Origin of the sequence: Streptococcus infantis, from assembly GCF_000960085.1 — a bacterium.
In the GTDB taxonomy this organism is placed as follows: Bacteria; Bacillota; Bacilli; order Lactobacillales; family Streptococcaceae; genus Streptococcus; species Streptococcus infantis_C.
Genome location: NZ_JYGT01000010.1, coordinates 31115 through 55424, shown reverse-complemented (window position 1 = coordinate 55424; position 24310 = coordinate 31115). Strand labels below are relative to the sequence as shown.

General features: G+C 37.4%; 27 protein-coding genes. 11 read left to right on the top strand and 16 right to left on the bottom strand.

The features are described from left to right. Positions 1-13: 13 nt before the first annotated feature. The 7 genes from TZ94_RS07670 (at position 14) to TZ94_RS07640 (ending at position 3998) form a co-directional block, all read left to right on the top strand. The gene (locus tag TZ94_RS07670; RefSeq protein ID WP_045615698.1) at positions 14-439 is read left to right on the top strand and encodes a hypothetical protein; all 426 of its coding nucleotides are present in this window, start codon (positions 14-16) and stop codon (positions 437-439) included. A 277-nt stretch (positions 440-716) separates the two neighbouring features. Beyond that, complete coding sequence (locus TZ94_RS07665) at positions 717-1166, top strand: hypothetical protein (protein ID WP_045615696.1); 450 nt, start codon at positions 717-719, stop codon at positions 1164-1166. Between the two features lie 24 nt (positions 1167-1190). Next, on the top strand, positions 1191-1499 hold the full coding sequence (locus TZ94_RS07660; RefSeq protein WP_045615694.1) for a barstar family protein: 309 nt from the start codon (positions 1191-1193) through the stop codon (positions 1497-1499). A 244-nt stretch (positions 1500-1743) separates the two neighbouring features. Next, complete coding sequence (locus tag TZ94_RS07655) at positions 1744-2067, top strand: hypothetical protein (RefSeq protein ID WP_045615692.1); 324 nt, start codon at positions 1744-1746, stop codon at positions 2065-2067. A 208-nt stretch (positions 2068-2275) separates the two neighbouring features. Continuing rightward, positions 2276-2725 (top strand): hypothetical protein, encoded by a 450-nt coding sequence (locus TZ94_RS07650; RefSeq protein ID WP_045615690.1) that lies wholly within the window; start codon positions 2276-2278, stop codon positions 2723-2725. Positions 2726-2826: 101 nt separating this feature from the next. Continuing rightward, positions 2827-3090, top strand: coding sequence for an RHS repeat-associated core domain-containing protein (locus tag TZ94_RS09550; RefSeq protein ID WP_071788262.1), 264 nt, complete (start codon positions 2827-2829; stop codon positions 3088-3090). 407 nt (positions 3091-3497) lie between these two features. Further along, on the top strand, positions 3498-3998 hold the full coding sequence (locus TZ94_RS07640; protein ID WP_045615685.1) for an SMI1/KNR4 family protein: 501 nt from the start codon (positions 3498-3500) through the stop codon (positions 3996-3998). A gap of 397 nt (positions 3999-4395) precedes the next feature. Here the strand turns inward: TZ94_RS07640 and ftsY are convergent, their stop codons facing one another. The 6 genes from ftsY to rnc all read right to left on the bottom strand — a co-directional run bounded on the left by ftsY (position 4396) and on the right by rnc (position 12498). Further along, complete coding sequence (gene ftsY, locus TZ94_RS07635) at positions 4396-5793, bottom strand: signal recognition particle-docking protein FtsY (protein WP_045615683.1); 1398 nt, start codon at positions 5791-5793, stop codon at positions 4396-4398. Between the two features lie 3 nt (positions 5794-5796). Further along, the gene (locus TZ94_RS07630) at positions 5797-6615 is read right to left on the bottom strand and encodes a Cof-type HAD-IIB family hydrolase (RefSeq protein ID WP_045615682.1); all 819 of its coding nucleotides are present in this window, start codon (positions 6613-6615) and stop codon (positions 5797-5799) included. After that, positions 6615-7406 (bottom strand): Cof-type HAD-IIB family hydrolase, encoded by a 792-nt coding sequence (locus TZ94_RS07625; RefSeq protein ID WP_045615681.1) that lies wholly within the window; start codon positions 7404-7406, stop codon positions 6615-6617. Before TZ94_RS07625 ends, TZ94_RS07630 begins: the two co-directional genes overlap by 1 nt. Positions 7407-7520: 114 nt before the next feature. After that, the gene (locus tag TZ94_RS07620; RefSeq protein ID WP_045615680.1) at positions 7521-8180 is read right to left on the bottom strand and encodes a trimeric intracellular cation channel family protein; all 660 of its coding nucleotides are present in this window, start codon (positions 8178-8180) and stop codon (positions 7521-7523) included. Positions 8181-8269: 89 nt separating this feature from the next. Beyond that, positions 8270-11809: a chromosome segregation protein SMC gene (gene smc, locus TZ94_RS07615; RefSeq protein ID WP_045615679.1), complete on the bottom strand. Its 3540-nt coding sequence runs from the start codon at positions 11807-11809 to the stop codon at positions 8270-8272. Then, positions 11800-12498 (bottom strand): ribonuclease III, encoded by a 699-nt coding sequence (gene rnc / locus TZ94_RS07610; protein WP_016465984.1) that lies wholly within the window; start codon positions 12496-12498, stop codon positions 11800-11802. Before rnc ends, smc begins: the two co-directional genes overlap by 10 nt. Positions 12499-12651: 153 nt before the next feature. Here rnc and TZ94_RS07605 point away from each other — a divergent pair, with 153 nt between their 5' ends. From TZ94_RS07605 to ffh, 3 genes are read left to right on the top strand one after another with little or no spacing between them, the layout of a single operon-like run. Further along, on the top strand, positions 12652-12984 hold the full coding sequence (locus tag TZ94_RS07605; RefSeq protein ID WP_045615678.1) for a putative DNA-binding protein: 333 nt from the start codon (positions 12652-12654) through the stop codon (positions 12982-12984). A 2-nt stretch (positions 12985-12986) separates the two neighbouring features. Then, positions 12987-13202, top strand: coding sequence for a hypothetical protein (locus TZ94_RS10060; protein WP_045615677.1), 216 nt, complete (start codon positions 12987-12989; stop codon positions 13200-13202). A 17-nt stretch (positions 13203-13219) separates the two neighbouring features. Further along, positions 13220-14785 (top strand): signal recognition particle protein, encoded by a 1566-nt coding sequence (ffh, locus tag TZ94_RS07595; RefSeq protein ID WP_045615676.1) that lies wholly within the window; start codon positions 13220-13222, stop codon positions 14783-14785. A 29-nt stretch (positions 14786-14814) separates the two neighbouring features. On the opposite strand, the gene TZ94_RS07590 is transcribed toward ffh, so the two are convergent. From TZ94_RS07590 to TZ94_RS07565, 6 genes are all read right to left on the bottom strand, one after another. After that, a complete protein-coding gene (locus TZ94_RS07590) occupies positions 14815-15705 on the bottom strand; it encodes an RluA family pseudouridine synthase (RefSeq protein WP_045615674.1) in 891 nt (296 codons plus the stop codon). Next, positions 15695-16156, bottom strand: a complete 462-nt coding sequence (gene lspA / locus TZ94_RS07585) for a signal peptidase II (RefSeq protein WP_045615671.1) — start codon at positions 16154-16156, stop codon at positions 15695-15697. The genes TZ94_RS07590 and lspA overlap by 11 nt, the downstream gene beginning before the upstream one ends. Next, positions 16153-17061, bottom strand: coding sequence for a LysR family transcriptional regulator (locus TZ94_RS07580; RefSeq protein ID WP_045615669.1), 909 nt, complete (start codon positions 17059-17061; stop codon positions 16153-16155). The genes lspA and TZ94_RS07580 overlap by 4 nt, the downstream gene beginning before the upstream one ends. A gap of 151 nt (positions 17062-17212) precedes the next feature. Then, positions 17213-17818, bottom strand: a complete 606-nt coding sequence (gene sodA / locus TZ94_RS07575; protein ID WP_000974733.1) for a superoxide dismutase SodA — start codon at positions 17816-17818, stop codon at positions 17213-17215. A gap of 69 nt (positions 17819-17887) precedes the next feature. Then, entirely contained in the window at positions 17888-18925 is a 1038-nt protein-coding gene (gene holA, locus TZ94_RS07570) for a DNA polymerase III subunit delta (protein ID WP_045615664.1), read from the bottom strand. Between the two features lie 32 nt (positions 18926-18957). Continuing rightward, positions 18958-19893 carry a dihydroorotate oxidase gene (locus TZ94_RS07565; protein WP_045615661.1) on the bottom strand — a complete coding sequence of 312 codons (936 nt, stop codon included), beginning with the start codon at positions 19891-19893 and terminating at the stop codon, positions 18958-18960. Between the two features lie 228 nt (positions 19894-20121). Here TZ94_RS07565 and gdhA point away from each other — a divergent pair, with 228 nt between their 5' ends. Beyond that, positions 20122-21468, top strand: coding sequence for an NADP-specific glutamate dehydrogenase (gene gdhA / locus TZ94_RS07560; RefSeq protein WP_045615660.1), 1347 nt, complete (start codon positions 20122-20124; stop codon positions 21466-21468). A 93-nt stretch (positions 21469-21561) separates the two neighbouring features. On the opposite strand, the gene TZ94_RS07555 is transcribed toward gdhA, so the two are convergent. From TZ94_RS07555 to TZ94_RS07540, 4 genes are all read right to left on the bottom strand, one after another. Then, on the bottom strand, positions 21562-22017 hold the full coding sequence (locus TZ94_RS07555; RefSeq protein ID WP_025170560.1) for a hypothetical protein: 456 nt from the start codon (positions 22015-22017) through the stop codon (positions 21562-21564). Then, the gene (locus tag TZ94_RS07550; protein WP_045615657.1) at positions 22018-22659 is read right to left on the bottom strand and encodes a hypothetical protein; all 642 of its coding nucleotides are present in this window, start codon (positions 22657-22659) and stop codon (positions 22018-22020) included. After that, positions 22656-22943: a hypothetical protein gene (locus tag TZ94_RS07545; RefSeq protein ID WP_045615656.1), complete on the bottom strand. Its 288-nt coding sequence runs from the start codon at positions 22941-22943 to the stop codon at positions 22656-22658. The genes TZ94_RS07550 and TZ94_RS07545 overlap by 4 nt, the downstream gene beginning before the upstream one ends. Before the next feature lie 265 nt (positions 22944-23208). Continuing rightward, a complete protein-coding gene (locus TZ94_RS07540) occupies positions 23209-24252 on the bottom strand; it encodes an SPFH domain-containing protein (RefSeq protein ID WP_045615654.1) in 1044 nt (347 codons plus the stop codon). Positions 24253-24310: the final 58 nt, after the last annotated feature.

Sequence of the window (24310 nt, the reverse complement as noted above, 5' to 3'; positions counted from 1 at the left end):
AAGGATTTAATCCATGATTAAAAATTTAAAAATTAATGACGGTAAAGCTACTGCTTTAATATCTTTATCGCCTAGTGATATGCAACTGTATGATATACCCATTTTTATTGATGATGAATCAGGAGATATACAAAGAGAAAGCCAAATTTATCCAATTCTTGATAGGGTAGAGAGCTTTTTTAAACGAATAAACATTGATGATTTAATAAGAGACATTTCAATAGAGATTAATCAAGCTTGTTATGAGCAAAGTGATCATGAACCAATAGAATTAGATAATAAAGAATTAGCAAATGATTTAAAAATTGTCAATACTACAGCATATTTTGATGATTTAGTATTTATATACTATTCTGGTTCGTTTCTTCCTGATATGGAAATATCTGCTCAAATAACTTATGAAGGTGAATTAGAAAATTTGGAAATATATGATAAATAGCAAGCCGTAGCCCGCATGAAACCTCAAATCCCGACGTAGGGAAGCACGCGGTTTCTGTTTTCAGACGGCCTCAAAACCTTCTTTGAAGTCGTCTGAACTATTTGCTATTTAACAATCTCATTGGCAGTTAACATAGAGGTCGTCTGAAAATTGAACCCATTCAATCGAATCACGGAACAGGCTGTATAACGTTCAACTGACCTGCCGATTCTCCGCCCAGGAACGCAAGGGTGGAAAGATGCAATAACAGCTCTTCAGAAGGAAGGAGGATTAATTTATGAAAGAATTTTGTTATGAAAATCTTTTGGATGAAAAACAATCTAAAAGAATTGTACGACGTTTAATATATACTTTTTTTAAAGGCAACATTAGAAAAAAGAAAATAATGGTAAATGGAAATCTAAAAGATAAAACCTACTTTATATTTAAAAGGCCTTTTCATCTAGGAGAAGGCAAACTATGCACACCAATTAAAATATGTGATTTATTTCCTATAGATGAACTATATATACTTCGACACTATAATTATAAAGATCAAACAACTCCTGTATTTTTAGCACCAAGCACACAAATTTCAAGTGATTTAGAAGATCTAGATTCTCTATGTTTCTATGAGTATTCTTATATTTTTGACAAAAATTTTTCACGATGTTTCTTTATAACGGATTCTACTACCTTGGAAAATGGAAAAATCGTACCAATTCTGCAAATATTTGAACCTATTTAGCAGGAAGCATAGAGAGGTTGCATTATGAATACCAATAAAAAAATCATAGATATAAATTTATTAAAATTAAAAACAAAACAAAATTTTTTAAATATATTAAATCAAGAACTTAATTTTCCGAGCTATTTTGGATCAAATCTAGATGCTTTAGACGAATGCATGAGAGATTTAAGTTGGATTCAAGAGAAAGAAATTATTTTGAATTTTAATAATATTAATAAACTAAAGGATAGAAATAGTGAGTTATATCATTTAATACATGATGCATTATCTTTCTACAAACAATACTGGGAAGAAAATAATCATGAAAAAATAGTTACAATAAACTTTTAACTTACATGGTTGTATGAAATGATTTTCAGACGACCTTTCCCATTCTTACCTGCTTCGACCATAACGAAAACGGCCGACTTATCCCCTAACACCAATGGAGGGTACCGAGCAAGGAAGAGAACGAACAAAACGGCCTGTCCGAAACCGACTGGAGCGATGCGCAGTACGACAGGGACTATTTAAATCGGAGCCTAATGGAGCTCACATGCCTTTAAAAAATTCGCCATACTAACGAGGAAATCATATGAATTCTATTTTCAAACTAAATGAAAAATTGGAAAACTTACCCTCTATTTTAAGTATTGAGGATGAATTATTTTTTATCGATAGATTACAAACGTTACCTATTGAGGAAATTATAAAAAATGAAGAAATATTTAAAAGAATTATTTCAGCTATCCAAGACTCCCATCAAGACAATGGGATATTTGAAATAACGGATGAAAACATCAATATTTTCTTTGAATTTGTCATCTGGATTAGAAATTTAAAAAAACTATATCACCTTGATTTTGAGAAATATATAGATGGGTTAGATACAAACTTTGATGGTTCACAACAAATTTGATCCTCAAATGAAAAAACTATACAGCAAGTCGTAATGCGTAAAACTCGTGGAGGCAATAAAAGATTTACATTAAGAGAATTAAATTCACGAGGTAATAAATTTACTATTCGTTACATTCAATACCACCCAGGGAGCACCTTATTGGAAAATATCTTCTGGTAAAGGTGAAACACAAAGATTTCCTTCAGAATAATACGAAAGGTTAATAATGAATATTTATGATGAAATTATCCCCGCGAAGAGTTTAGGGGGAATCAGATTAAAAGACAATATAAAAAATTACTCCAGTATCATTAATAAAAATATGTTAAATGGAAAATTAAAATTTTTTCAAACTAATGTTTATTCATGCAGATATATATTTACTGATATTCCAATTGAAATTAACGTAGATATTACTTCAGGAGAAATTTATAAAATTTCTGCATTAGAAGGATATCAAGGCAAATTCAGAACTATTAAAATAGGAATGCCCATTAATGATATCTTAAATTCTAATTTAGGTTTCTATTACGATGAATGTGAAGAAGCTTTTTTTTCAAAAATTATTGAAGGAATTGCACTGGAAGTTTCTGAAGATGACCCTCCGTTCGAAGAAGCTCTCAAAATGAATATAAAATATATCTCTGTTTTTGATCCAACCGCATTTGATCAATAAATTTAATTATACATTTAATATTAATTAATTAATTTTGATTAAACAGGAATTCAAATAGTCGTCCTAGGGTGAGTTGATACCCAATGTTCCAGTAAGGTCGTCTGAAAGAGGAAACCAAGGTAACGGATAGCGCATACCACCCCTTCCGCCTGCAGAACCAGTATGCCGACCGTGAGACGGGGCTGCATTACAACTTCTTCAGATACTACGAGCCTGAAGCGGGTCGGTTTGTGAACCAGGATCCTATCTTACTATTAGGTGGGAGCAATTTGTATAGTTTTGCTTCTAATACAAATGCTTGGTTTGGTCCATTAGGTTTGAAGAGAAAACGGAATAAGAAGCTTAGAAGAATTATTCCAGTATGATGATATTATGGATGATGTTGATAAGTGGTCACTGATTCCTGTTAGTCAAAGACAAAAATGTTTGATTAAGGATAAACTACCTAGTGCAAAACAAAGAAGCGTCCAACAAAATCGCATGATGCGTAGAAACTTTTCTCGAAGACAAAAAAGCTTAATACGAAAGTGGGAACTTGGAACAGGGCATACATGGCCTGCAGGAGCCACTCCTCATCATATAATTCCACTTAAAAATGGTGGTTCAAATACATGGTGGAGTCCAACTCCTGTGAAACACCCTCATACTGGAACTATACACGGTACTGGGTCTGCCCTACGAACACATTTGCCATATAGCACCCTCAACAGGAATAATTAACTATATTGTTCCTAGATAATAGATATAAAAATTGAATGAAGGATATTAATTTATGGATAATTTCAAAAAAATTCTTGTAGATATACAAGATTTAATCAAATCTAGTAATGGAAACTTAATTAATTATGGAAAATCAAATTTTATTTTTAAAAAAAGATATGATGTTTCTTTAGATGAGATAAATGATTTTGAAAAAAATTTTAAAGTCACATTCCCTAGAATATATAGAGAATTTCTTCTAACAGTAGGATCTTGTACTTTGTTTCAAGATGAGTTACTACCTGGATTCGATTTTTTAGCTCCTAAAGAGCTTTATGATTGGTCACAACAAGTTTTTGAAGGAACTGATTGTAATTTATTCCCTAATATCTTAATTACTATTTCCATTCCAAGAACTGGCGATCAAGCTGGTTTCCTTCTTACAAAAGAAAATGAAAATTTTGGTGTTTTTTTTCCTGATATTCCTCCTGAAGAGTGGGAAGAGGATACTGAATTTGAAAAATTTGAAGACTGGCTAGAAAACTTGATGAAAGAAAAACTAGAGGAAATTTAAAAAATTTTGAATAACCAATTTTAAAAATATTTATTATTTAGCAAATCTAACAAAAATAACACCATGCCGTCTGAAAACACTATCCTAAGCCTTCTCAGACGGTCTTTCCCCTTCTTTAACAATTCAACTTCTCACTATTGTTTACGACCGCAACGGCAAACATCTGCGTGGTGTCGCCTACCGGAACCACATCATGATTGAACACAACCAGCAAGCTGTAAAACCTTCAGTCCTGACATAGGGGGTGTGTAGTACGCACTCGGTTACTGTTTTCAGACGATCTGTTCAACCGCCACTATGCCTACGACAAAGCCGCTAACCAGATATCTCCTATCGTGAGGATGGTCGACTAGAATAATCAAAAATAATCCTGCAAGAATTCTTGCAGGATTTTCTTTTATAGCAAACCTTCTAAAAGCCCCTTCATAAAGTTTTCAGAATTGAACTCACCGATATCATCGATTTTTTCACCAAATCCAATCAACTTAACAGGGATATTCAGCTCTTCACGGATAGCAAGAACGACACCACCTCGGGCAGTTCCATCGATCTTGGTCAATACAATACCTGTCAATGGAGTGATTTTTGAAAACTCTTTTGCTTGTACAAGAGCATTTTGACCTGTTGAGGCATCCAGAGCTAGGAAAGTTTCATGTGGTGCTTCTGGTACAACACGTTTAATGATACGACCAATCTTTTCCAACTCTGCCATCAAGTTATCTTTGTTTTGCAGACGACCAGCTGTATCAATCATGAGAATATCAATACCTTCTGCTACTGCACGTTCCATTCCATCAAAGACCACACTGGCTGGATCAGCTTTTTCTGGACCCGTTACAACAGGCACACCGACACGACGACCCCATTCTGCTAGCTGAGCTACCGCACCAGCACGGAAGGTATCCGCAGCAACCAGCATAACTTTCTTCCCAGCTTGTTTGTAGCGATGTGCCAATTTACCGATTGATGTTGTCTTTCCGACACCATTAACACCTACAAAGAGCATGACAGTCAGACCATCTTGGAAGTTAATACTTTCATTGTATTGCCCATCTTTTTCGTAAAGCTCCACCAATTTTTCGATGATAACACGACGAAGAGCTTCTGGTTTCTTGGCATTTTCAAGTTTAGCCTCATAACGCAATTCTTCAGTAAGATTTGAAGCTACCTGCACACCAACGTCACTCATGATTAAGAGTTCTTCTAGTTCTTCAAAGAATTCTTCATCAACAGAGCGAAAATTAGCAAAGAAGGCATTCAAACGAGCACCAAATCCCGTACGAGTTTTCTTGAGACTACGGTCATATTTTTCCTGTACAGTCTCTTGAACTGGAGGAATTTCTTCGATTACTAGATCTTCTTCCACTTCCTCAGTGATTTCCGGCTCTGTTTCGTTTGATTGAGGTTGAACAACTTCTTCCTCGTCGCTATCACTTGAAGGTACTTCTTCGACTGGTGACTCAGGTACTTCTGCAACAAACGCTGCTACCTCTTGAACTCTTTCTTTAGTTTCTTCAACTTGAATTGCTTCTTCTTGAGGAATTTCAACTTCATCAAGAGGTTCAATGATAGCTTCTTCTACAACCTCTACTTCAGGTGAGTCTTCATTTGTTTCTTCCTGAGGTTCTTCTGGTAAGGTAACCTCTTCTGGTTCAGTCACTACAGCATTTTCAGATTCCAATGCATCGTTTTGCTCGTTATCATCTGATAAATCAATGTTTTCTAATGCTTCTTTGACGACATCTTCAATTTTTGGTTCTTCTATTTTTCCAAATAAACGGTCAAATAATCCCATACTTTAATTCTCCTTCAGTACATATTTTTCAATTGCCCAGGCGACTGCTTCCTCGTCATTGGTCATAGGCGTTACCACGTTTGCAACTGCTTTGACCTCAGGCACAGCATTTTGCATGGCTACACCAAGACCTGCCCATTCAATCATCGAAAGATCATTAGCTTCATCTCCACAAGCCATCACTTGACTTTGGTCAATTCCTAAATGCTCAATTAACTTAGCTAGTCCTGTCGCTTTATGAACATTCTTTGGTGACCATTCTAGCAAGAGTTCACGTGATTTAAAAATTTCATATTTGTCAAACAATTCAGGAGAAATCTTCTGAATAGCTGCATCCAAGGGTTCTTGAGGAAAGGCAGTGACACATTTATTGTAAGTAATCTGACTAGACAAATCTTCAAAAGCAGTTGGAATAAAGGTTAAAGCTGGGTTAAACTGAGCGTATAAACTTTCTTGGTCTGATTGAATCTGATAAACGATGCCTTCAGAAATAGCATCTAATGGAATATTTAGTTTTTCAGTTTCTTCGTAAATACGACTCACATCATCAATTGAAAATACTGTCTTATCAAGGATTTCACCTGTATTTTTCTGAACTAATCCACCATTAAAGGTGATAGTATATTCGTCATCATGACCATCTGTTCCAAGTTCTTTGAGGAAGAAATCCATAGCTTTTAGGGGACGCCCAGTTGTTAGGACTACCTTAACTCCTTTTTCACGCGCAGCTTTCAAAGTTGCCTTGGTACGTTCTGTCAATTTTTTGTCTGTCGTCAGCAAAGTTCCATCCAAGTCCAATGCGATTAATTTAATATCTGCCATTACAATTCCTCCATATAAGCGATAACTGATTGGTCTTTGTGGTGACCGATAACTGTTTCGGCAAGTTCCAAAATCTCTGGACGAGCATTTTCAGGCGCGACTGGATGACCCACTAGCTTCATCATGTGAAGGTCGTTGAGATTGTCACCAAAGGCCATCACTTGGTCCATTTCCAGATTTAATTTTTTGGCTAATTCAACAATAGCAACTCCCTTGTCAACATGGTCTAGAACAATGTCAATGGACTCAAAACCTGTAGTCATTGCCTTAACGCCAGGAACATGTTCATTGACCCAAGCTTCTCCAGCTTCTACTGTCTCTTCTGTAAAGTTGGTTGTGAATTTGAAAATCTCATCCTTAATATCTTCGAGTTTGGCTACCTTTTGGATATTCTCATTGTAATGGTGGCTAAACATGAGATAGGTTTCGTCCACCGAATCTAAGACATAGCAAGCTTTCTTACCAGTCAAGAGCATCTTCTTCTCATCAAAATAAGGTGACGTTTTTAATCTTTCAAAAGTGGATAGGTAAAAATCTCTAGGCATGGTCGCTTCATAGAGGTCTTGTCCATGAAAACGAACCAGACTACCATTTTCGGCGATAAAAATAATCTCTTCTTTAACATCCGCAAAATGCTTTTCAAGCGACAAAAGACCACGTCCCGATGCGACAGCAAAATAGATACCTCTCTCTTTGTATGATGAGAGAAGAGCTTTTAAGCGCTCCATATCAAATTGGCCCGCTTCATCTAGAAAAGTCCCGTCCATATCCGTTGCGACTAGTTTAATCATAAATACTCATATTCTCCAGTTGTAAATCTATCTTCTATTATACCATAGAAAAAGCAAATAGCGCCTAATCCATACGAGATTAGACGCCTATATAAAATAAGTCTCGCTTATTCATCAGTTCAAGGTTCTCTTATCCATATTTGGCAAAGAGAGACGGAATTTGATGATACAAAGTCGAATCACAAAACCAACAATAGAGAGAATGATAAAGGCAGTAATTCTTGGAAAATGAAGGACAAAGGCTAGCCAGTAGTATACGACTCCAATCACGAAAGATAGAAGTGCATAGATGTCTTCTTTTAAAACACTAGGGACCTCATTGATCAAGAGGTCTCGGATAATTCCTCCACCAGCACCTGTTAAACAAGCCAAAATCCCTGCAGACATCAAATTCAACTTACTATCTGCCAAAGCTGTCGCTCCAATCAAGGAAAAGATAATCAGCCCAATCGAATCAAAGATGAGATAGGCTTCTCTCAGCCACTTATAGGATTTTTTTTCTTGACTAGCGTTGGCTTGTTTTGAAGTCACAAAGGCATACATAATAACAGCTACAAGAATAGAGACATAAATCGGTCTAGGATCTGCTAACGACGCAGGAAATCGACTAATAATGGAATCTCTTAGGATTCCTCCGCCTACTGCAGTTACAATTGCCAATAAACTGATTCCAAAAATATCTAAACGTTTACCAAATCCTTTGATAGCTCCTGAAGCAGCAAAGGCTATAGTTCCAATATAATTACAGATCATTAGGAATAGATCAAAATCCATATAAGCTCCTCAATTTATTTTTGTAACCTTTCCGACTTCTTGAAGGTCATTCTACATGCTCTAGCTTGAAATTACATATTGAAAACAAACTAAGCATCCATATTCTCTAAATCTTTTAGTTTTACAGAGACAATCTTTGATACACCAGATTCTTGCATGGTCACCCCATAGATAGAGTCTGCTGCTGCCATTGTACCTTTACGGTGTGTAACGACGATAAACTGACTATCCTTGTCAAATCTGTTAAGATAATCCCCAAAGCGTTTAACGTTAGCCTCGTCAAGTGCGGCTTCAACCTCATCCAGGATTACAAATGGAATGGTCTTAACACGGATGATTGAGAAAAGAAGAGCTAGAGCTGACAAGGCTTTCTCCCCACCACTCATGAGGTTGAGTGATTGGATTTTCTTGCCTGGAGGTTGAACAGAGATTTCGACACCTGCTGTCAATAGATCTCCCTCTGTCAGAATTAGATCTGCTTGACCACCACCAAACATCTGCTTGAAAGTCACCTTAAAGGACTCACGAATAGCTTCGAAGGTTGACTTAAAGCGTTCTTTCACTTCATCGTTCATCTCTGTAATGGTTTCAAGAAGTAAACTCTTAGCAGAAAGGATGTCATCTCGTTGAGTATTCAAGAATTCCAAGCGTTCGTGTACTTCGTCAAACTGTTCAATGGCATCCAAATTGACCGGACCAAGTGAACGAATGGATTTTTCCAAATCCTTAACCTTTTGTTCAGCGATTGCCAAATCTTCTAACGGATTGGCTTGCTCTATAGCTTCCGTATAGCTAATCTGATATTCCTCTGTCAGCTGGCCTTGAAGATAACGAAGACGATCTGTAATCTTCTCTTTAGTCGCTTCCGCACGTGTTTGCTTACGAATCCATTCTTCATTTTGCTGACGAGCTTGTTCTAAATGACTGGCAATATCATCCAATTGGCCTTCAATGTCATCCAGTTCAAACTGCTTACGAATCAATCCTTGTTGAATTTCTCCCTTCTGACTCTTGGCTTCTGCTTCCTGCTTGGCCAAAAGTTCTGTATCAACTTTTTCAAGGTTGTCTACTTTTTCTTGCAAAAGACGTTCAATCTCTTCTTGCTCGTTATTGAGGTTCTCAAGTTCATTGTTAATCCGTTCAATATCGGCAACTTCATAACGCTTCTGTCCAAGCATTTCTGTTTTAAGCAGACGTTCTTGGGAAATTTTTTCCTGCAAGTTTTGGTAGCGTTCCTGAATAGCATTTTTATTGGACTTGATTTCTTCGATTTCAGATTCCAGCTTTTGCTTTTCAGTTGCAATAATTGCGAGACGTTCTTGACATTTTTCCTTTTCAACTTGCCAATCTCCACCTCTAAGGTTGTTTAATTCTTGCTCCTGAAGTTTCAAGAGTGTCTCAAGTTCTTCGACCTGCTGGCTAGTTTGTTGATAAGCTAAGTACAAGCCTTGTTCCCGGATACGAGCTTGCTCTCCCTGGGACTTAATGGTCTCCAAAGTTTGACTAAGTTCATTCAAGGCTTCTTGAACTGACTTCAGATTTTCTTCCTCTTGGCGAAGAAGTTTTTCTTCTTTAGCAATCTCTTTTTGCAACTGCTCCAATTCAGGCTTGATGAAAATGCTGTTATTTTGACGATTGGCACCACCAGCATAAGAACCACCTGTTCGTAGTTCTGTACCGTCTAGCGTTACCATACGAACTTGATAGCGTACCTTACGAGCAGCATCACGCGCATGCTCAACTGTATCAAAGATAGCTGTGGTAGCTAGCAGATTTTTAAAGATAGCTTCAAGCTTGGCATCAAAGGTAACCAGTTCATCTGCCATACCAAGAAAACCTGGACTTGAAGCAATCACATCTTGGTTTTGACCTGAAATGTTACGAGCCTTAATGGTTGTCAAAGGTAGGAAAGTCGCACGACCGGCTCGATTTCGCTTAAGGAAATCGATAGCTTTAGTCGCTGCCTGTTCATCTTCAACGATGATGTGTTGGCTACTTGCACCGAGAGCAATCTCAAGGGCTGTCTGATAACGAACATCAAAGGTTAAATGTTCACTAACTGCTCCAATAATACCACCTAAGCGATTTTTTTCTTGGAGAACACTCTTGACACCTGCATAAAAATTGCTATGGTTTTTAAGAATATTTTCCAAACTTTGCGCCTTGGCCTGTTTGTTTTTCAGACTATCCAAACGGTCAAAGAGTTGATTTTGCTGACTTTGATAAGCCTGCTTTTGTTCTTCTTCTTGCTTGGCATTGGTCTGGTATTCAGCAAGTAAGCTTTGTACTTCTTCTTTAGCTGATTTAAGGGCAAGCTCTTGTTCACTAGCCTTGGACTTGGCAGAAGCCAATTGTTCCTTCAAGGATTCTAATTGTTCTTCTTGCTTTTGAGTCTGTTGGCGACTATTTTCAAGGTCATTTTCAATACGTGTCAATTGGTTAGAGACATCCGCTTCTTCCTGTAAGAATACCACGAAACGTTCACGCAATTGCTCAATCATTTGATCTGGATCATCAGAAAAAGCTAATAATTCTGCTTCTAAACGATTGAGTTCCTTAGTATTGACCGCTAAATTTTCTTCTAACTGACTGAGATTTGCTTCTTTTTCTTCCTTCTCCTGAATGAGAGCATTTCTCTTTTCGTCCAAACTAGCCAATCGTGCTTGAGCTTCTTGTTGATTGAGAGCGACTTGCTCTGTTTCCAGTTTTGACAAGGCTAACTTACGCTCTAATTCACTGATTAGACCAGTCAAATCCATCAGTGTGGACTGGTCTTTTGACATTTCAGCTTGCAAATCATGACGTTTCTTTTTTAGTGTTTGATTTTCTTCTTCTAACTCTTCACGTTTCTGATAGTAGCTCGTCAAAAGTTCTTGAACTTGGTTTAATTCTTCTTCTGTTAGATCCAATTCAGCTTTACTTGCTTGAATTTGTGCAACCAAAACGTCCAAGTAGATAGCTTTACGTTGACTATCTAATTCTATAAATTTACGAGCTGTTGCTGCTTGTTTTCCTAAGGGCTTGATTTGATTATCAAGCTCATAGATGATATCTTCCAAACGGTCTAGATTGTCTTGTGTTTGTTGGAGCTTGCTTTCCGTCTCTTTGCGACGAGTCTTATACTTCAAGACTCCGGCAGCTTCTTCAAAAATAGCCCGACGTTCTTCAGGTTTAGAATTAAAAATTTCTTCAACCTTCCCTTGGGAAATAATAGAGAAGGAATCGCGCCCAAGACCAGTATCTAAGAAAAGATCATGTATATCACGAAGACGAACTTTTTTGCCGTCAATCTTGTACTCGCTATCTCCTGTACGATAGATGTGACGCTCTACCTTAATTTCCTGACCTGCATCTTTGATAAAGCCGTCCTGGTTATCTAGGGTAACAACCACAGAAGCATAGTTTAAAGGTTTTCTACTTTCTGTTCCTGCAAAGATAACATCAGGCATCTTCCCACCACGCAAGCTTTTCACACTAGATTCACCTAGTGCCCAACGCAGACTTTCCGTGATGTTTGATTTTCCAGAACCATTAGGTCCTACAACTGCTGTAACCCCCTGGTCAAAAACAACCTTGGTTTTGTCAGCAAAGGACTTAAACCCCTGAATCTCAATTTCCTTTAAATACATGAATCCAGCCCTTCCTCAACTGCATTTTTTGCGGCTTCCTGCTCTGCTAATTTTTTTGAGCGTCCTTGACCAGTTCCAAGACTTTTCCCTTCAACAAGGACTTCCACTTGGAACATCTTATCATGGGCAGGTCCAATCTCTGATATCACTTGATAACGAATATCGACATCACCATTGACTTGGAGTAATTCTTGCAAGTGAGTCTTGTAGTCTTTAATCATTTCAAAATCGCCGGCTTCTACTTTTGGTATCATGACTTGATAGATAAAATCCTTCACTCTAGCTAGATCCTTGTCTAAAAGAAGAGCACCCAAAAAGGCTTCGAAGGCATCTCCCAAGATGGTATCACGATTGCGACCACCTGATTTTTCTTCTCCTTTGCCTAGCTTGATAAACTGATCAAACTGGCAATCACGCGCAAAACCAGCTAAACTCTCCTCGCGAACAATCATGGCACGAAGTTTAGATAAATCACCTTCTGGTTTTTTAGGATATTTCTTGTACAGGTATTCTGAAATCAATAATTGCAGAACAGCGTCTCCTAAAAATTCCAAGCGTTCATTGTGTGAAATTTTTAAGAGGCGGTGCTCGTTTGCATAACTAGTGTGAGTAAAAGCTGTTTCAAGTAATTGTTTATCTGAAAAAACAAGCTCAAAACGTTGCTCTAACACGGTTTCTAATTCTTTCATAAGAACCTCTTTCTAAAACATTATAATACACTCCATTATACCAAAAAAAGAATTCATAGTCAGAAAATAACCCTTAAAACGACTTTTTCTCACTTGCTTCTAAAATCAATCCATTACTAGCAGTCTAGCCTATTTTTTGGTATAATAAATCTTATGGAAATTGAAAAAACCAATCGAATGAATGCTCTGTTTGAATTTTATGCAGCCCTTTTGACTGATAAGCAGATGAACTATATCGAGCTCTATTATGCTGACGACTATAGTTTGGCTGAAATCGCTGAAGAGTTCGGCGTTAGTCGCCAGGCTGTTTATGACAATATCAAACGAACAGAAAAGATACTGGAAGACTATGAGATGAAGCTTCATATGTACTCTGACTACATTGTCCGCAGTCAAATTTTTGATCAGATCATTGAGCGCTATCCAGAAGATGCTTTTCTCCAAGAGCAAATTGAAATTTTAACAAGTATTGACAATCGGGAGTAATCATGGACAGTCTAGTTATTTATCAAGGAATACCTTGCAAACTATTAGCAGCTGAGGAACCATTTCCTAGTCGACTACAGATTATCTCGCCCAATGATATCTCCAAAGCTATGCAAATAGGTTTTAGCTGTTGGGGATATCCAAATGAAATCATGAAAGAAGTCACACCCGAAGAACTAGAGTGTTTGCAACATTTCGGACGATTTTCACTGAATTGAAAAAATAGGAGAAAAACATGGCATTTGAAAATTTAACAGAACGTTTGCAGAACGTCTTTAAAAACCTTCGTAAAAAAGGAAAAATCACCGAGAGCGATATCCAAGAAGCAACCAAGGAAATTCGTCTGGCACTTTTAGAAGCCGACGTTGCTTTACCTGTTGTCAAGGACTTTATCAAGAAGGTTCGTGAACGTGCCATTGGGCATGAAGTCATTGATACCCTAAATCCAGCTCAACAAATCATCAAGATTGTTAATGAAGAGTTGACGGAAGTTCTTGGTTCTGATACAGCTGAGATTATCAAGTCTCCAAAAATCCCAACTATTATCATGATGGTCGGTTTGCAAGGGGCTGGTAAAACAACCTTCGCTGGAAAACTTGCTAACAAACTTAAAAAGGAAGAGGATGCTCGTCCTTTGATGATTGCAGCCGACATCTATCGTCCTGCGGCCATCGACCAGCTCAAAACACTGGGACAACAAATTGATGTTCCTGTCTTTGCTCTTGGAACTGAAGTTCCTGCAGTGGAGATCGTTCGCCAAGGTTTGGAGCAAGCTAAAGCCAACCATAACGACTATGTTTTGATCGATACGGCTGGTCGTTTGCAAATCGACGAACTTCTCATGAATGAGCTCCGTGATGTTAAAGCTCTAGCACAACCAAATGAGATTCTCTTGGTCATCGATGCCATGATTGGTCAAGAAGCTGCCAACGTTGCACGTGAATTTAACGATCAATTAGAAGTTACTGGTGTTATCCTTACAAAGATTGACGGTGATACTCGTGGTGGTGCGGCCCTTTCTGTTCGTCACATTACTGGTAAACCAATCAAGTTCACTGGTACTGGTGAAAAGATTACTGACATTGAAACCTTCCACCCAGATCGTATGGCCAGCCGTATTCTCGGTATGGGAGATATGCTGACTCTGATTGAGAAAGCTTCCCAAGAATACGATGAGCAAAAAGCCATTGAAATGGCTGAAAAGATGCGAGAAAACACCTTTGATTTCAACGATTTCATCGATCAGTTGGATCAGGTGCAAAATATGGGACCAATGGAAGATTTGCTCAAGATGATTCCAGGTATGGCCAACAATCCTGCCCTTCAAAATATGAAGGTGGATGAAAAACAAATTGCTCGCAAACGTGCCATCGTCTCTTCTATGACTCCTGAAGAACGTGAAAACCCAGACTTGCTTACTCCAAGTCGCCGTCGTCGTATCGCTGCTGGTTCTGGTAATACTTTTATCGAAGTCAATAAGTTCATTAAAGACTTTAATCAAGCCAAACAACTCATGCAAGGTGTCATGTCTGGTGACATGAATAAAATGATGAAACAAATGGGCATCAACCCTAACAACCTTCCTAAGAATATGCCTGGAGGCATGGATATGTCCGCCCTTGAAGGAATGATGGGACAAGGTGGCATGCCTGATATGTCCGCTCTCGGAGGAGCTGGTATGCCTGATATGAGCCAGATGCTCGGTGGAGGCCTCAAAGGTAAAATCGGTGAATTTGCCATGAAGCAATCCATGAAACGCATGGCCAACAAAATGAAAAAAGCTAAGAAAAAACGCAAATAAAAAAGGACTCAGTTGAGTCCTTTTTTTGTTTAGTTATTTCGAAGTTTTTTCAAAGTATCTTTAAAGATAGCTGGGATATCGGAAGTAAATTCCATAGTTTCACCAGTTCTAGGATGGGTAAAACCTAGAGTTTTGGCATGTAGAAATTGCCCATTACCTTTCAAGGTTTTACGAGGGCCGTAAACCTCATCTCCAGCAACAGGATGACCGATGTAAGCCATATGGACACGAATTTGGTGAGTACGTCCTGTTTCCAGTTGTAATTCCAGCAATGTATAATCACCAAAGCGTTCCAAAACTTGGAAACGTGTCACTGCTGGTTTCCCTTTTGCAGTCACAGCTTGTTTCTTGCGGTCTTTTTCACTACGTCCGATTGGCGCTTCAATGACTCCACGATCATTTGGAAGATTACCGTGAACAATAGCCCAATACTTTCGAAGAGACTTCTTATCCTTCAATTCTTGAGCCAGTGCCATATGCGCTTCATCATTTTTAGCAATCATCAAGAGACCTGAAGTATCCTTATCAATACGATGGACAATCCCTGGACGCAATACACCATTGATGCCTGATAGGTCCTTGATATGGTACATGAGGGCATTAACCAAGGTACCACTGGTATGACCAGCACTTGGATGAACAACCATCCCTTGAGGCTTGTTAACCACTGCTACATCCTCATCTTGATAAATGATCTCTAAGGGAATATCTTCAGCCACATACTCTAAAACTTCTGGTTCTGGAACTTGATAAGTGATAACATCCCCTTCTTGAACCGAGTACTTAGCTTTTTTTACCTGTCCATTGACCAATACCTGACCAGACTTGATTTGTTCATTGGCGAGACTACGGGACAGTTCTGTCAAATCAGACAAAGCCTTATCTAAACGTATACCGCCTGTTTCAATTTTAATTTCCATTCATTTCCTCTTTTAGCATTGCAAACAATAACACAACTACTCCTACAGTCAGATAACTATCGGCTACATTGAAAATCGCGAAATTGATAAAGTCTAAGTGGAACATATCCACGACAAATCCTTGACTGATGCGATCGATAAAGTTCCCAAGGCCACCTGCAATAATCAAGACCAATCCAAAGACTGTCCAGAAGGAATCCTCTATATGCTTATGAAGATACCAGATGGCTCCAACCATGACTACCAGGGTAATCACTGCAAAAAACCACTGTTGATCTTGGAGCATCGAAAAGGCAGCTCCTCTATTTTGCAGATAGGTTAAACTAACTAGATTTGGGATCCATGACTTGATTTCACCAAGAGCAATAGTCTTAACAACATAAGACTTTACCAATTGGTCGAATAGGATTAAGGATCCTATAATCCATACTACTAGTCCTCTTTTTTTCATGCTTTCCTCTTCTGATCAAAATACTCTTGCATAGCTTCTACAAATAAGGTTCCCGCTTGGCTCAAGTCTACTTCTTCACGTTTCACATAAACCATGCGATTATTGAGATTATCATTTAGTGGAATAACGGTGATTCCATTCACACTATCGCTATCTAAGAATCCCGAACCAGTCGCATAAGCATTTGTTCTTTCAAGAATTCCATTTAAAGTAGCTCGGTCTGTTACGTTAAACATCTGAGAGCTGGCACTTGTATCCACAAAGTTTTCTGAGTAATAGAGATATTCATCCTTCTCTTGTGTGAATCGAACTGTTGGTAAATCTGCCAAATCCTCCATAACCAACTCTTTTTTCTTGGCTAAGGGATGTCCTTCACGTAGATAGATATGCGTTTGGAAAGGAATCAACTCAATTACTTCAAGACCTAACTTTTCAACCCGTTGCATGATTCCCTTTTGGTTTTGATTATTGAGGTAAATAATCCCAATCTCACTATGTCCTTGGGCTACTTCATCCAAAATCTGAACAGTTGTAGATTCAAAAATACGGAAATTCTTATATTCAGGGTATTGTTGCGAAAAAGCTGTAATGGTTGGTGGCAAGAAATCATAGTGCTGGCTGGCTATTGAAAACTCATCCTTTTCCTCTTCAGGATTGGCATACTGGTTCTGGAAAACATCAAATCCTTTAACTAACTCTTGTGCCTTTTCATAAAATTCCATACCGCGACGAGTAAGGAAAGTTCCAGAACTAGTTCTACGAAAAATCTTGAAGCCGAGCTCTTTTTCCAGGTCTCTTACAGAAATAGATAGACTGGGTTGGCTAACGTACATCTTCTCAGCTGCTTCACGAAAAGTGCCACTATTAGCAATAGCCACAACGTAGCGTAATTGTTGAATATTCATGATTTCTCCTTCGATTTCTATCTTATCATTATACCATAAATCAAGCCTATCCAACAAAGGAAAATCATGAGACAGTCACTTCTAATCCAAGCAAACAAAAAACACCTTTCATATTAGATAAATTTCTAACCAAAAGGTGTTATGTTCAATATTATTTAGCTGCTGCGTAAAGCTCGTCTACTTTATTCCAGTTGATTACTGAGAAGAAAGCTTTGATGTAGTCAGGACGAACGTTGCGGTATTTTACGTAGTAAGCATGTTCCCAAACGTCCAAGCCCAAGATTGGTTTCTTACCTTCTGAGATTGGTGTGTCTTGGTTTGCAGTTGAAGTCACTTCAAGCTTACCTTCTTTGTTGACTACCAACCAAGCCCATCCTGAACCGAAACGAGTAGTTGCTGCTGCAGTGAAGGCTGCTTGGAATTCTTCAAATGAACCAAATGTTGCATCGATTGCTGCTGCAAGTTCAGCTGATGGAGCTGTTTTTTCAGGAGTCATCAATTCCCAGAAAAGAGCGTGGTTCAAGTGTCCACCACCGTTGTTGATAAGTGCTTGGCGGATATCAGCTGGGATAGACTCTACGTCAGCAAGCAAAGCTTCAAGGTCTTCCCCAATTTCAGGGTGTTTTTCAAGAGCTGCATTTGCGTTGTTTACGTATGTTTGGTGGTGTTTGTCATGGTGCAAGTGCATTGTTTCAGCATCAATGTATGGTTCCAATGCATCGTAAGCGTATGGAAGATCTGGTAAGATAATAGCCATCTGTAATACCTCTTTTTCTTTTTATATAAAAATGATAACGCAAACAACCTATTTTTTCAAGTTATTTGCTCAATTCGACTGGCTAGCAATCTGCAATAAAGCCTTCTCAAATAGGTAGCTTTTCTCGTAAACTCCTGTCTTAATTTGGTAATCCGCCTGGATGAGATAACGAATGGAATCCTGTAAGAATTTCAAGGATAATCCTCGTGTGTCACGAAGGGCAAATTTGATTTGGTAAGGATTAGGATTGCGACCAAGATAGTGACCTAAACTGCTGACCATCTGAGATTCTGTCTGACCAGACTCTTGCAAAATTTTAACCTGTGTGTAGAGTCTGAACTGCCCCAGCATTATGGCAATCAGTTTAATCTCATCTTCTCCCTGCAAGGTCAAATCTTTGACTAAATCACGTGCCTGATCAATTTTCTTCCCCAAAATCAATTGGGTTAAATCAAAGATATTATCCTGCAAAGTCTTTGGTATGGCTTCAACAATGTCTTCTTCTGTAATATCACCATTATCCTTGTAGGCCTGTAAGAAGAGTAGATTTTTCTGAATTTCACTGAACTGAAAACCAGACTTGATAAGCAACTGTTCAAAGGACTTTCCAGCAAAAGTCAGTCCTAATTCTTGAGCCCACTTTTGAAAATAAGCTCGTATTTCTTGCTCTTTTGGCTCGATGGCTTCAAAAACCTTCGCATCGCGCTTGAGCAATTTGACCAAACGTCTCTTACTATCCAACTTCCCTTCAGCAAAAATGACTAGTTTACTAGAAGGTAAAGGATTTTCCAGATAGTCTTCAAAAGATTTAAGTTCATCATCAGATAGATAGCGTTTTTTAGCTGTCGTTATATCGAGAAAATGATCTAAAATAACAATTTTTTCATCCGCAAAGAAAGGAAGACTGACCAGCTCTAGTTCCAAGCTTTTGTAGTCTACTTCTTTCATATCAAAATAAGCAAAGTTCAAATCAGCAGAATCGTAGCCGATTTGCTTTAGCACCTGAGTTTTCATGACTTCATACTGTCCTTGATCAGCGCCTGTAAACAAGGTCAAACTAGGTAAATTTGATAAAGATAGCTTTTGGCTTTCTTCTATTGCTAGCATCATTTCTCCTTTCTTTTTAGTTTCTCTTTTATTTAATCAATATAATTCAATTTACCACGGAAATCATCCAGACTTTCATAACCTTTTTCCGCCATAATTTCTTTGAGTTCCTTAGTAATACGTTCAAAAGCACCTACACCTTCTTTATGAAGAGTAGTTCCTACCTGCACCATGCTAGCACCACATAAAATATGTTCAAAAGCATCACGTCCTGTAAGCACCCCACCAGTTCCAATGATTTGGATTTCTGGATTTAAGCGTTGATAGAAAGCATGGACATTTGCAAGGGCAGTAGGTTTGATGTATTCTCCACCGATTCCACCAAAGCCGTTCTTTGGACGAATCACGACTGACTCATCTTGAATATAAAGACCATTTCCGATAGAGTTGACACAATTGACAAACTTAAGTGGATATTTGTTAAAAATAGCTGCTGCTTGATCAAAATGTACAATATCAAAATAAGGTGGAAGCTTAATTCCTAGAGGTTTTGTAAAATACTCAAAGACTTCTGATAAGATACGATCTGTAGTTTCAAAGTCATAGGCAATCTGTGGTTTACCAGGAACATTTGGACATGAGAGATTGAGTTCAGTTAGACCACGAAAATCACTCTCTTGCACCTTTTTCAAAATAGTGTGAGTCTCCTCTGGAGACATTCCAACTAATGATAAAAAGAAGGTACGGTTTGGTTCTTTTTCTTGTAATTCCAATAGATAGTTTAAGTAATAGTCTAAACCATTATTTGGGAGTCCCATCGAGTTAATAGAACCTAGTGGAACATCTTGATAACGTGGTTCAGGATTTCCCTGACGAAATTCCAAGGTTGCTGTTTTAGTGACAAAGGTTCCTGCTACTGAGTTTTTAACACCTTCCAATTCCTCAATGGTCATACAAGCAACTCCTGCCGCATTCATCAAGCAATTATCAAATTCAAAACCAGCAATTTGTGTTTTAGTTGATACCATGATTCCATTCCTCCAGATTCCTTTATATCTCCATTATTATACCATACTTTGATAGGACTCTTTTAATAAAACTAACCTCATAAAAATGTTGGCTTTTTTTGTTGAAAAATAGAGCTGTTGCTAAATTGAAAGAATTTTTAGAAAATTTGTGTTTTTTCCTTTACAGTGAAAAATTTTTCTGCTATAATGTCTCATGTAATAAAATATGACAACAAAAAGGAGAACGATATGACATCTGCTAAAGAATATATCCAAAGCGTGTTTGAAACTGTAAAAGCTCGTAACGGGCATGAGGCTGAATTTCTCCAGGCGGTTGAAGAATTCTTCAGCACTTTGGAGCCTGTCTTTGAAAAACACCCTGAGTATATTGAAGAAAATATCTTGGCACGTATCACTGAGCCAGAGCGCGTAATTTCTTTCCGTGTTCCTTGGGTTGACCGTGATGGAAAAGTTCAAGTTAACCGTGGTTACCGTGTTCAATTCAACTCAGCTGTTGGACCATATAAAGGCGGACTTCGTTTCCACCCAACTGTTAACCAAGGAATCTTGAAATTCCTTGGATTCGAACAAATCTTTAAAAACGTTTTGACTGGACTTCCTATCGGTGGAGGTAAAGGTGGATCAGACTTTGATCCTAAAGGCAAAACTGATGCTGAAGTGATGCGCTTCTGCCAAAGCTTCATGACTGAATTGCAAAAATACATCGGACCATCTCTTGACGTACCTGCTGGTGATATCGGTGTAGGTGGACGTGAGATTGGTTACCTTTACGGACAATACAAACGTCTCAACCAATTTGATGCTGGTGTCTTGACTGGTAAACCTCTTGGATTTGGTGGTAGCTTGATTCGTCCAGAAGCAACTGGTTATGGATTGGTTTACTACACTGAAGAAATGCTTAAAGCAAACGGCAACAGCTTTGCAGGTAAGAAAGTTGTTATTTCAGGTTCTGGTAACGTAGCTCAATACGCTCTTCAAAAAGCAACTGAACTTGGTGCAACTGTTATCTCAGTCTCTGACTCAAACGGTTATGTTATCGATGAAAATGGTATCGACTTCGACCTTCTTACAGACGTTAAAGAAAAACGCCGTGCTCGTTTGACAGAGTATGCTGCAGAAAAACCAACTGCTACATACCACGAAGGTTCTGTATGGACTTACACTGGTAACTACGATATCGCTCTTCCATGTGCGACTCAAAATGAAATCAACGGTGAAGCTGCTAAACGCTTAGTTTCTCAAGGAGTTATCTGTGTATCTGAAGGAGCTAACATGCCTAGCGACCTTGAAGCTATCAAAGTCTACAAGGAAAATGGAATCCTTTACGGACCTGCCAAAGCTGCCAATGCTGGTGGTGTAGCTGTATCTGCTCTCGAAATGAGCCAAAACAGCCTTCGCCTTTCATGGACACGTGAAGAAGTTGACGGTCGTTTGAAAGATATCATGACTAACATCTTCAACACAGCTAAAACAACTGCAGAAACTTACGGTCTTGGTACTGACTACCTTGCAGGTGCAAACATTGCAGCCTTTGAAAATGTAGCAAACGCTATGATTGCTCAAGGGATTGTTTAAAAATAAAGATCATTCTCAAAAAAGCAACAACTTATTAAGTTGTTGCTTTTTATCATATAAAAATCAGTTCAAATAAAATATATCAAACTCTTATTAAGAAACGATAAATGTTTCACCACAGTTTTCACAAGTTAAGTTAGTTCCAATTACTCCATCTGTTGATGTATGACAATTAGGACAGTAGGCCCGTTTTGCTGATAATCTATAAGATAATTGATCTTGTAATACTTTTCCCTTTGTTTCTATAACATCTTCTTCAAGTTCTTCAAATTCAAGAACTGTCATCAAACTTTTATTATATTGTTTCATCCTTGGTTGTATTAAAAATAAAATAAATGATATGACAATAAATAAGAAAAATAATATGAATAAAATTGTAACTATCAAAAGCCACATAAAGTAGAAATCGTGAAGCAATCCTTCTTTCTTTCCTAATAACCATCTTATTTCCTTATCTATGGACTGATAAAATTTCAATCCCGAAACAATACAAATGAAAGATACTAGCGGATAAACAAATTTTGATATCATTAAACGATAGCGTCTCATTTATACTTCCTTTCTAGATAACCATGCACCACAATAATCACATGATTTACCCTGACCTAAGTCAAGCAAATTCCCCCCACTACATGAAGGACAAATAACAGGATAGGTATTTTTATGAATCTTATGCTTCTCAAATAAGGAGAATAGTGCTTGAATCTGTCTTTGTTTCTTAACTTCCTCTTCTCTCTTTGATTCTCGGTAAGTTAGGATCAAAATCACAATCAAATTAAGCATATACCAAGGGATTAAAAGAAATAAAAATCGAATAGTCCATTCCCTGGATTTTTCTAGTTCAAAAAGTGAAGAAAAACTAATTAAAACAAGCATTTGAAGTAGATGCTTCTGTTTCAACTTTTTCAAGGAGCAGGAATCTTTAATTGTTTCTCGGAATAAAAATAAAATAATTAAGGCAATAACGACATAAGAAAAATTTTGGAATGCTAAAAACACTAAACTTATAATAATAGGAATCCCGATAGCCTTCCCCAAGAGTATAAAATCAAGATTTTTTAAAATAACATTAGTTGGTTCATCTTCGAGAGCAAAGATAGCTAGTGATAGTATTAAAAATCCTAGTATGAAGATATTGGAAAAAAACCAACGAGGGATACCTTTCCAATTATTTTTAAAATAATTCTTCACTGATTTTCTCCTTTAGTTGCTAGATAATCACTATATAGTGCTTTCCCACCATATATCGCATCCAAGGCTTTGACTTTAATTTTTATATTTTCTAAAACACCAAAACTATAATATGTAAATGCAGATAGAAAGAAACCTGATAATGAGAATGTAACAGGAATTAGTATTGAAGAAATTGGTTCACCATGTTCGAGAAATAAAGTAACAGCCCATAAAGAAATAAAAAAGATTCCACTTGTCAAACCCATAAATATTAAACTTAAGAAACGAAATACTTGATACATTCTCAATATCCTCCTATAATAAATTTCCTAACTGTTTAACTGTCTAGTTTTTATAATTTTCCTTCTACATTGATACAATTCCATAAATTTAATGTTCAAACAAAGAATACATATGTATCAGTATAAAAAATGGGAACTCTGAAACAAACAGAACTCCCAAAATAAGCTAATGATTGGGATTAGAAACATGATGGAATCAAAATATTATAAAGATTTTTAAGACATATGTATATTTCATACCACATTTTATTTTAAAATTTAAACTCTATCTAGGTTGACCACAATTAGAACAAAACTTAGCTTCTTCAGAAAATTCAGTCCCACATTGACTACAGAACTTAGCTAAAACAACCTCTTCACTTGAATCGGATTGATTCTGCTCGTAACTACCATTAGCTTGATTAACTCCTTCGATATTTCCTACAAGGTTGTTAAGTTTAGCTCCTATTCCAAGCCCCATAGCGACTTCCATACCTACTCCCATTAGTTTTCCATTAGAATTTTCGTTTTTCGCTGCTTCTTCTAGAATATCAAATTTTCGCTCCTCCTGATAGGTATATCCTTCAATATCTCGACTTGCGGTCTTAATTTTAGCATCTACAATTTGTTTATGGAATTTGAAAATATCTTTATATCCCTGACATTCTTGATTAACTTTTAGAGACTCAATATTAAATTCTTCAATACGAATACCATACTTATCAAAGTGATCCTCTAAAATCTTAGATAGTTCTAGCCCAATTTCATTGCTGTGCATTTCAATATCAATAACAGCAATCTGATTACTATAGACAACTTTTGAAATAGCTGAACTAATTAGTCCAATGGTAGCTTGCCTAAAACGTTTTTGAAAAATATCTACTGTAATAAGATCAGGCTGACTTGGCATAAATTCCAATATAAAAGCTCCCAAGTTTACAATTCGAGGAACAAAATTTCCATGTAATTTCAATTCGACAGGAATATCAGTCTCTGGATCTCGTACTAAAATAGCTGAAGGAGTTCCCCAACCAATGGGTTGTAAATCATACAAATTTACGAACCATAGATTTGATGAATTCTGTAAAACACCACCGCTGACAAAGGATTTAAATTCATCCAATAACTGTGTATCAGAGATTTCAATCTTATGCTTTCCTGCATTAAATCTAGCTAATTCTCTCCCATTTGAAAATAATATTGCACATTGGCTAGGGTTAACAATAAATGTTGAACCAGATTTAATATCCGTTTTAGGATGTCTCCAAGCAAGTATATTTCTAGTATCTTCTCCTTCGTATCGAATAACATCAAACATTTTTAAAGCCATGGTTTCTCCTTTTTATAGTTTTCAAAAATTATAATCAGTCAAATCTTATTTTCTTACT

Excerpts from the sequence above, each read along its gene's own strand:
- TZ94_RS07670 (WP_045615698.1), top strand. The coding sequence starts at position 14 with ATGATTAAAAATTTAAAAATTAATGACGGTAAAGCTACTGCTTTAATA.
- TZ94_RS07665 (WP_045615696.1), top strand. The coding sequence starts at position 717 with ATGAAAGAATTTTGTTATGAAAATCTTTTGGATGAAAAACAATCTAAA.
- TZ94_RS07660 (WP_045615694.1), top strand. The coding sequence starts at position 1,191 with ATGAATACCAATAAAAAAATCATAGATATAAATTTATTAAAATTAAAA.
- TZ94_RS07655 (WP_045615692.1), top strand. The coding sequence starts at position 1,744 with ATGAATTCTATTTTCAAACTAAATGAAAAATTGGAAAACTTACCCTCT.
- TZ94_RS07650 (WP_045615690.1), top strand. The coding sequence starts at position 2,276 with ATGAATATTTATGATGAAATTATCCCCGCGAAGAGTTTAGGGGGAATC.
- TZ94_RS07640 (WP_045615685.1), top strand. The coding sequence starts at position 3,498 with ATGGATAATTTCAAAAAAATTCTTGTAGATATACAAGATTTAATCAAA.
- ftsY (WP_045615683.1), bottom strand. The coding sequence starts at position 5,793 with ATGGGATTATTTGACCGTTTATTTGGAAAAATAGAAGAACCAAAAATT.
- TZ94_RS07630 (WP_045615682.1), bottom strand. The coding sequence starts at position 6,615 with ATGGCAGATATTAAATTAATCGCATTGGACTTGGATGGAACTTTGCTG.
- TZ94_RS07625 (WP_045615681.1), bottom strand. The coding sequence starts at position 7,406 with ATGATTAAACTAGTCGCAACGGATATGGACGGGACTTTTCTAGATGAA.
- TZ94_RS07620 (WP_045615680.1), bottom strand. The coding sequence starts at position 8,180 with ATGGATTTTGATCTATTCCTAATGATCTGTAATTATATTGGAACTATA.
- smc (WP_045615679.1), bottom strand. The coding sequence starts at position 11,809 with ATGTATTTAAAGGAAATTGAGATTCAGGGGTTTAAGTCCTTTGCTGAC.
- rnc (WP_016465984.1), bottom strand. The coding sequence starts at position 12,498 with ATGAAAGAATTAGAAACCGTGTTAGAGCAACGTTTTGAGCTTGTTTTT.
- TZ94_RS07605 (WP_045615678.1), top strand. The coding sequence starts at position 12,652 with ATGGAAATTGAAAAAACCAATCGAATGAATGCTCTGTTTGAATTTTAT.
- TZ94_RS10060 (WP_045615677.1), top strand. The coding sequence starts at position 12,987 with ATGGACAGTCTAGTTATTTATCAAGGAATACCTTGCAAACTATTAGCA.
- ffh (WP_045615676.1), top strand. The coding sequence starts at position 13,220 with ATGGCATTTGAAAATTTAACAGAACGTTTGCAGAACGTCTTTAAAAAC.
- TZ94_RS07590 (WP_045615674.1), bottom strand. The coding sequence starts at position 15,705 with ATGGAAATTAAAATTGAAACAGGCGGTATACGTTTAGATAAGGCTTTG.
- lspA (WP_045615671.1), bottom strand. The coding sequence starts at position 16,156 with ATGAAAAAAAGAGGACTAGTAGTATGGATTATAGGATCCTTAATCCTA.
- TZ94_RS07580 (WP_045615669.1), bottom strand. The coding sequence starts at position 17,061 with ATGAATATTCAACAATTACGCTACGTTGTGGCTATTGCTAATAGTGGC.
- sodA (WP_000974733.1), bottom strand. The coding sequence starts at position 17,818 with ATGGCTATTATCTTACCAGATCTTCCATACGCTTACGATGCATTGGAA.
- holA (WP_045615664.1), bottom strand. The coding sequence starts at position 18,925 with ATGCTAGCAATAGAAGAAAGCCAAAAGCTATCTTTATCAAATTTACCT.
- TZ94_RS07565 (WP_045615661.1), bottom strand. The coding sequence starts at position 19,893 with ATGGTATCAACTAAAACACAAATTGCTGGTTTTGAATTTGATAATTGC.
- gdhA (WP_045615660.1), top strand. The coding sequence starts at position 20,122 with ATGACATCTGCTAAAGAATATATCCAAAGCGTGTTTGAAACTGTAAAA.
- TZ94_RS07555 (WP_025170560.1), bottom strand. The coding sequence starts at position 22,017 with ATGAGACGCTATCGTTTAATGATATCAAAATTTGTTTATCCGCTAGTA.
- TZ94_RS07545 (WP_045615656.1), bottom strand. The coding sequence starts at position 22,943 with ATGTATCAAGTATTTCGTTTCTTAAGTTTAATATTTATGGGTTTGACA.
- TZ94_RS07540 (WP_045615654.1), bottom strand. The coding sequence starts at position 24,252 with ATGGCTTTAAAAATGTTTGATGTTATTCGATACGAAGGAGAAGATACT.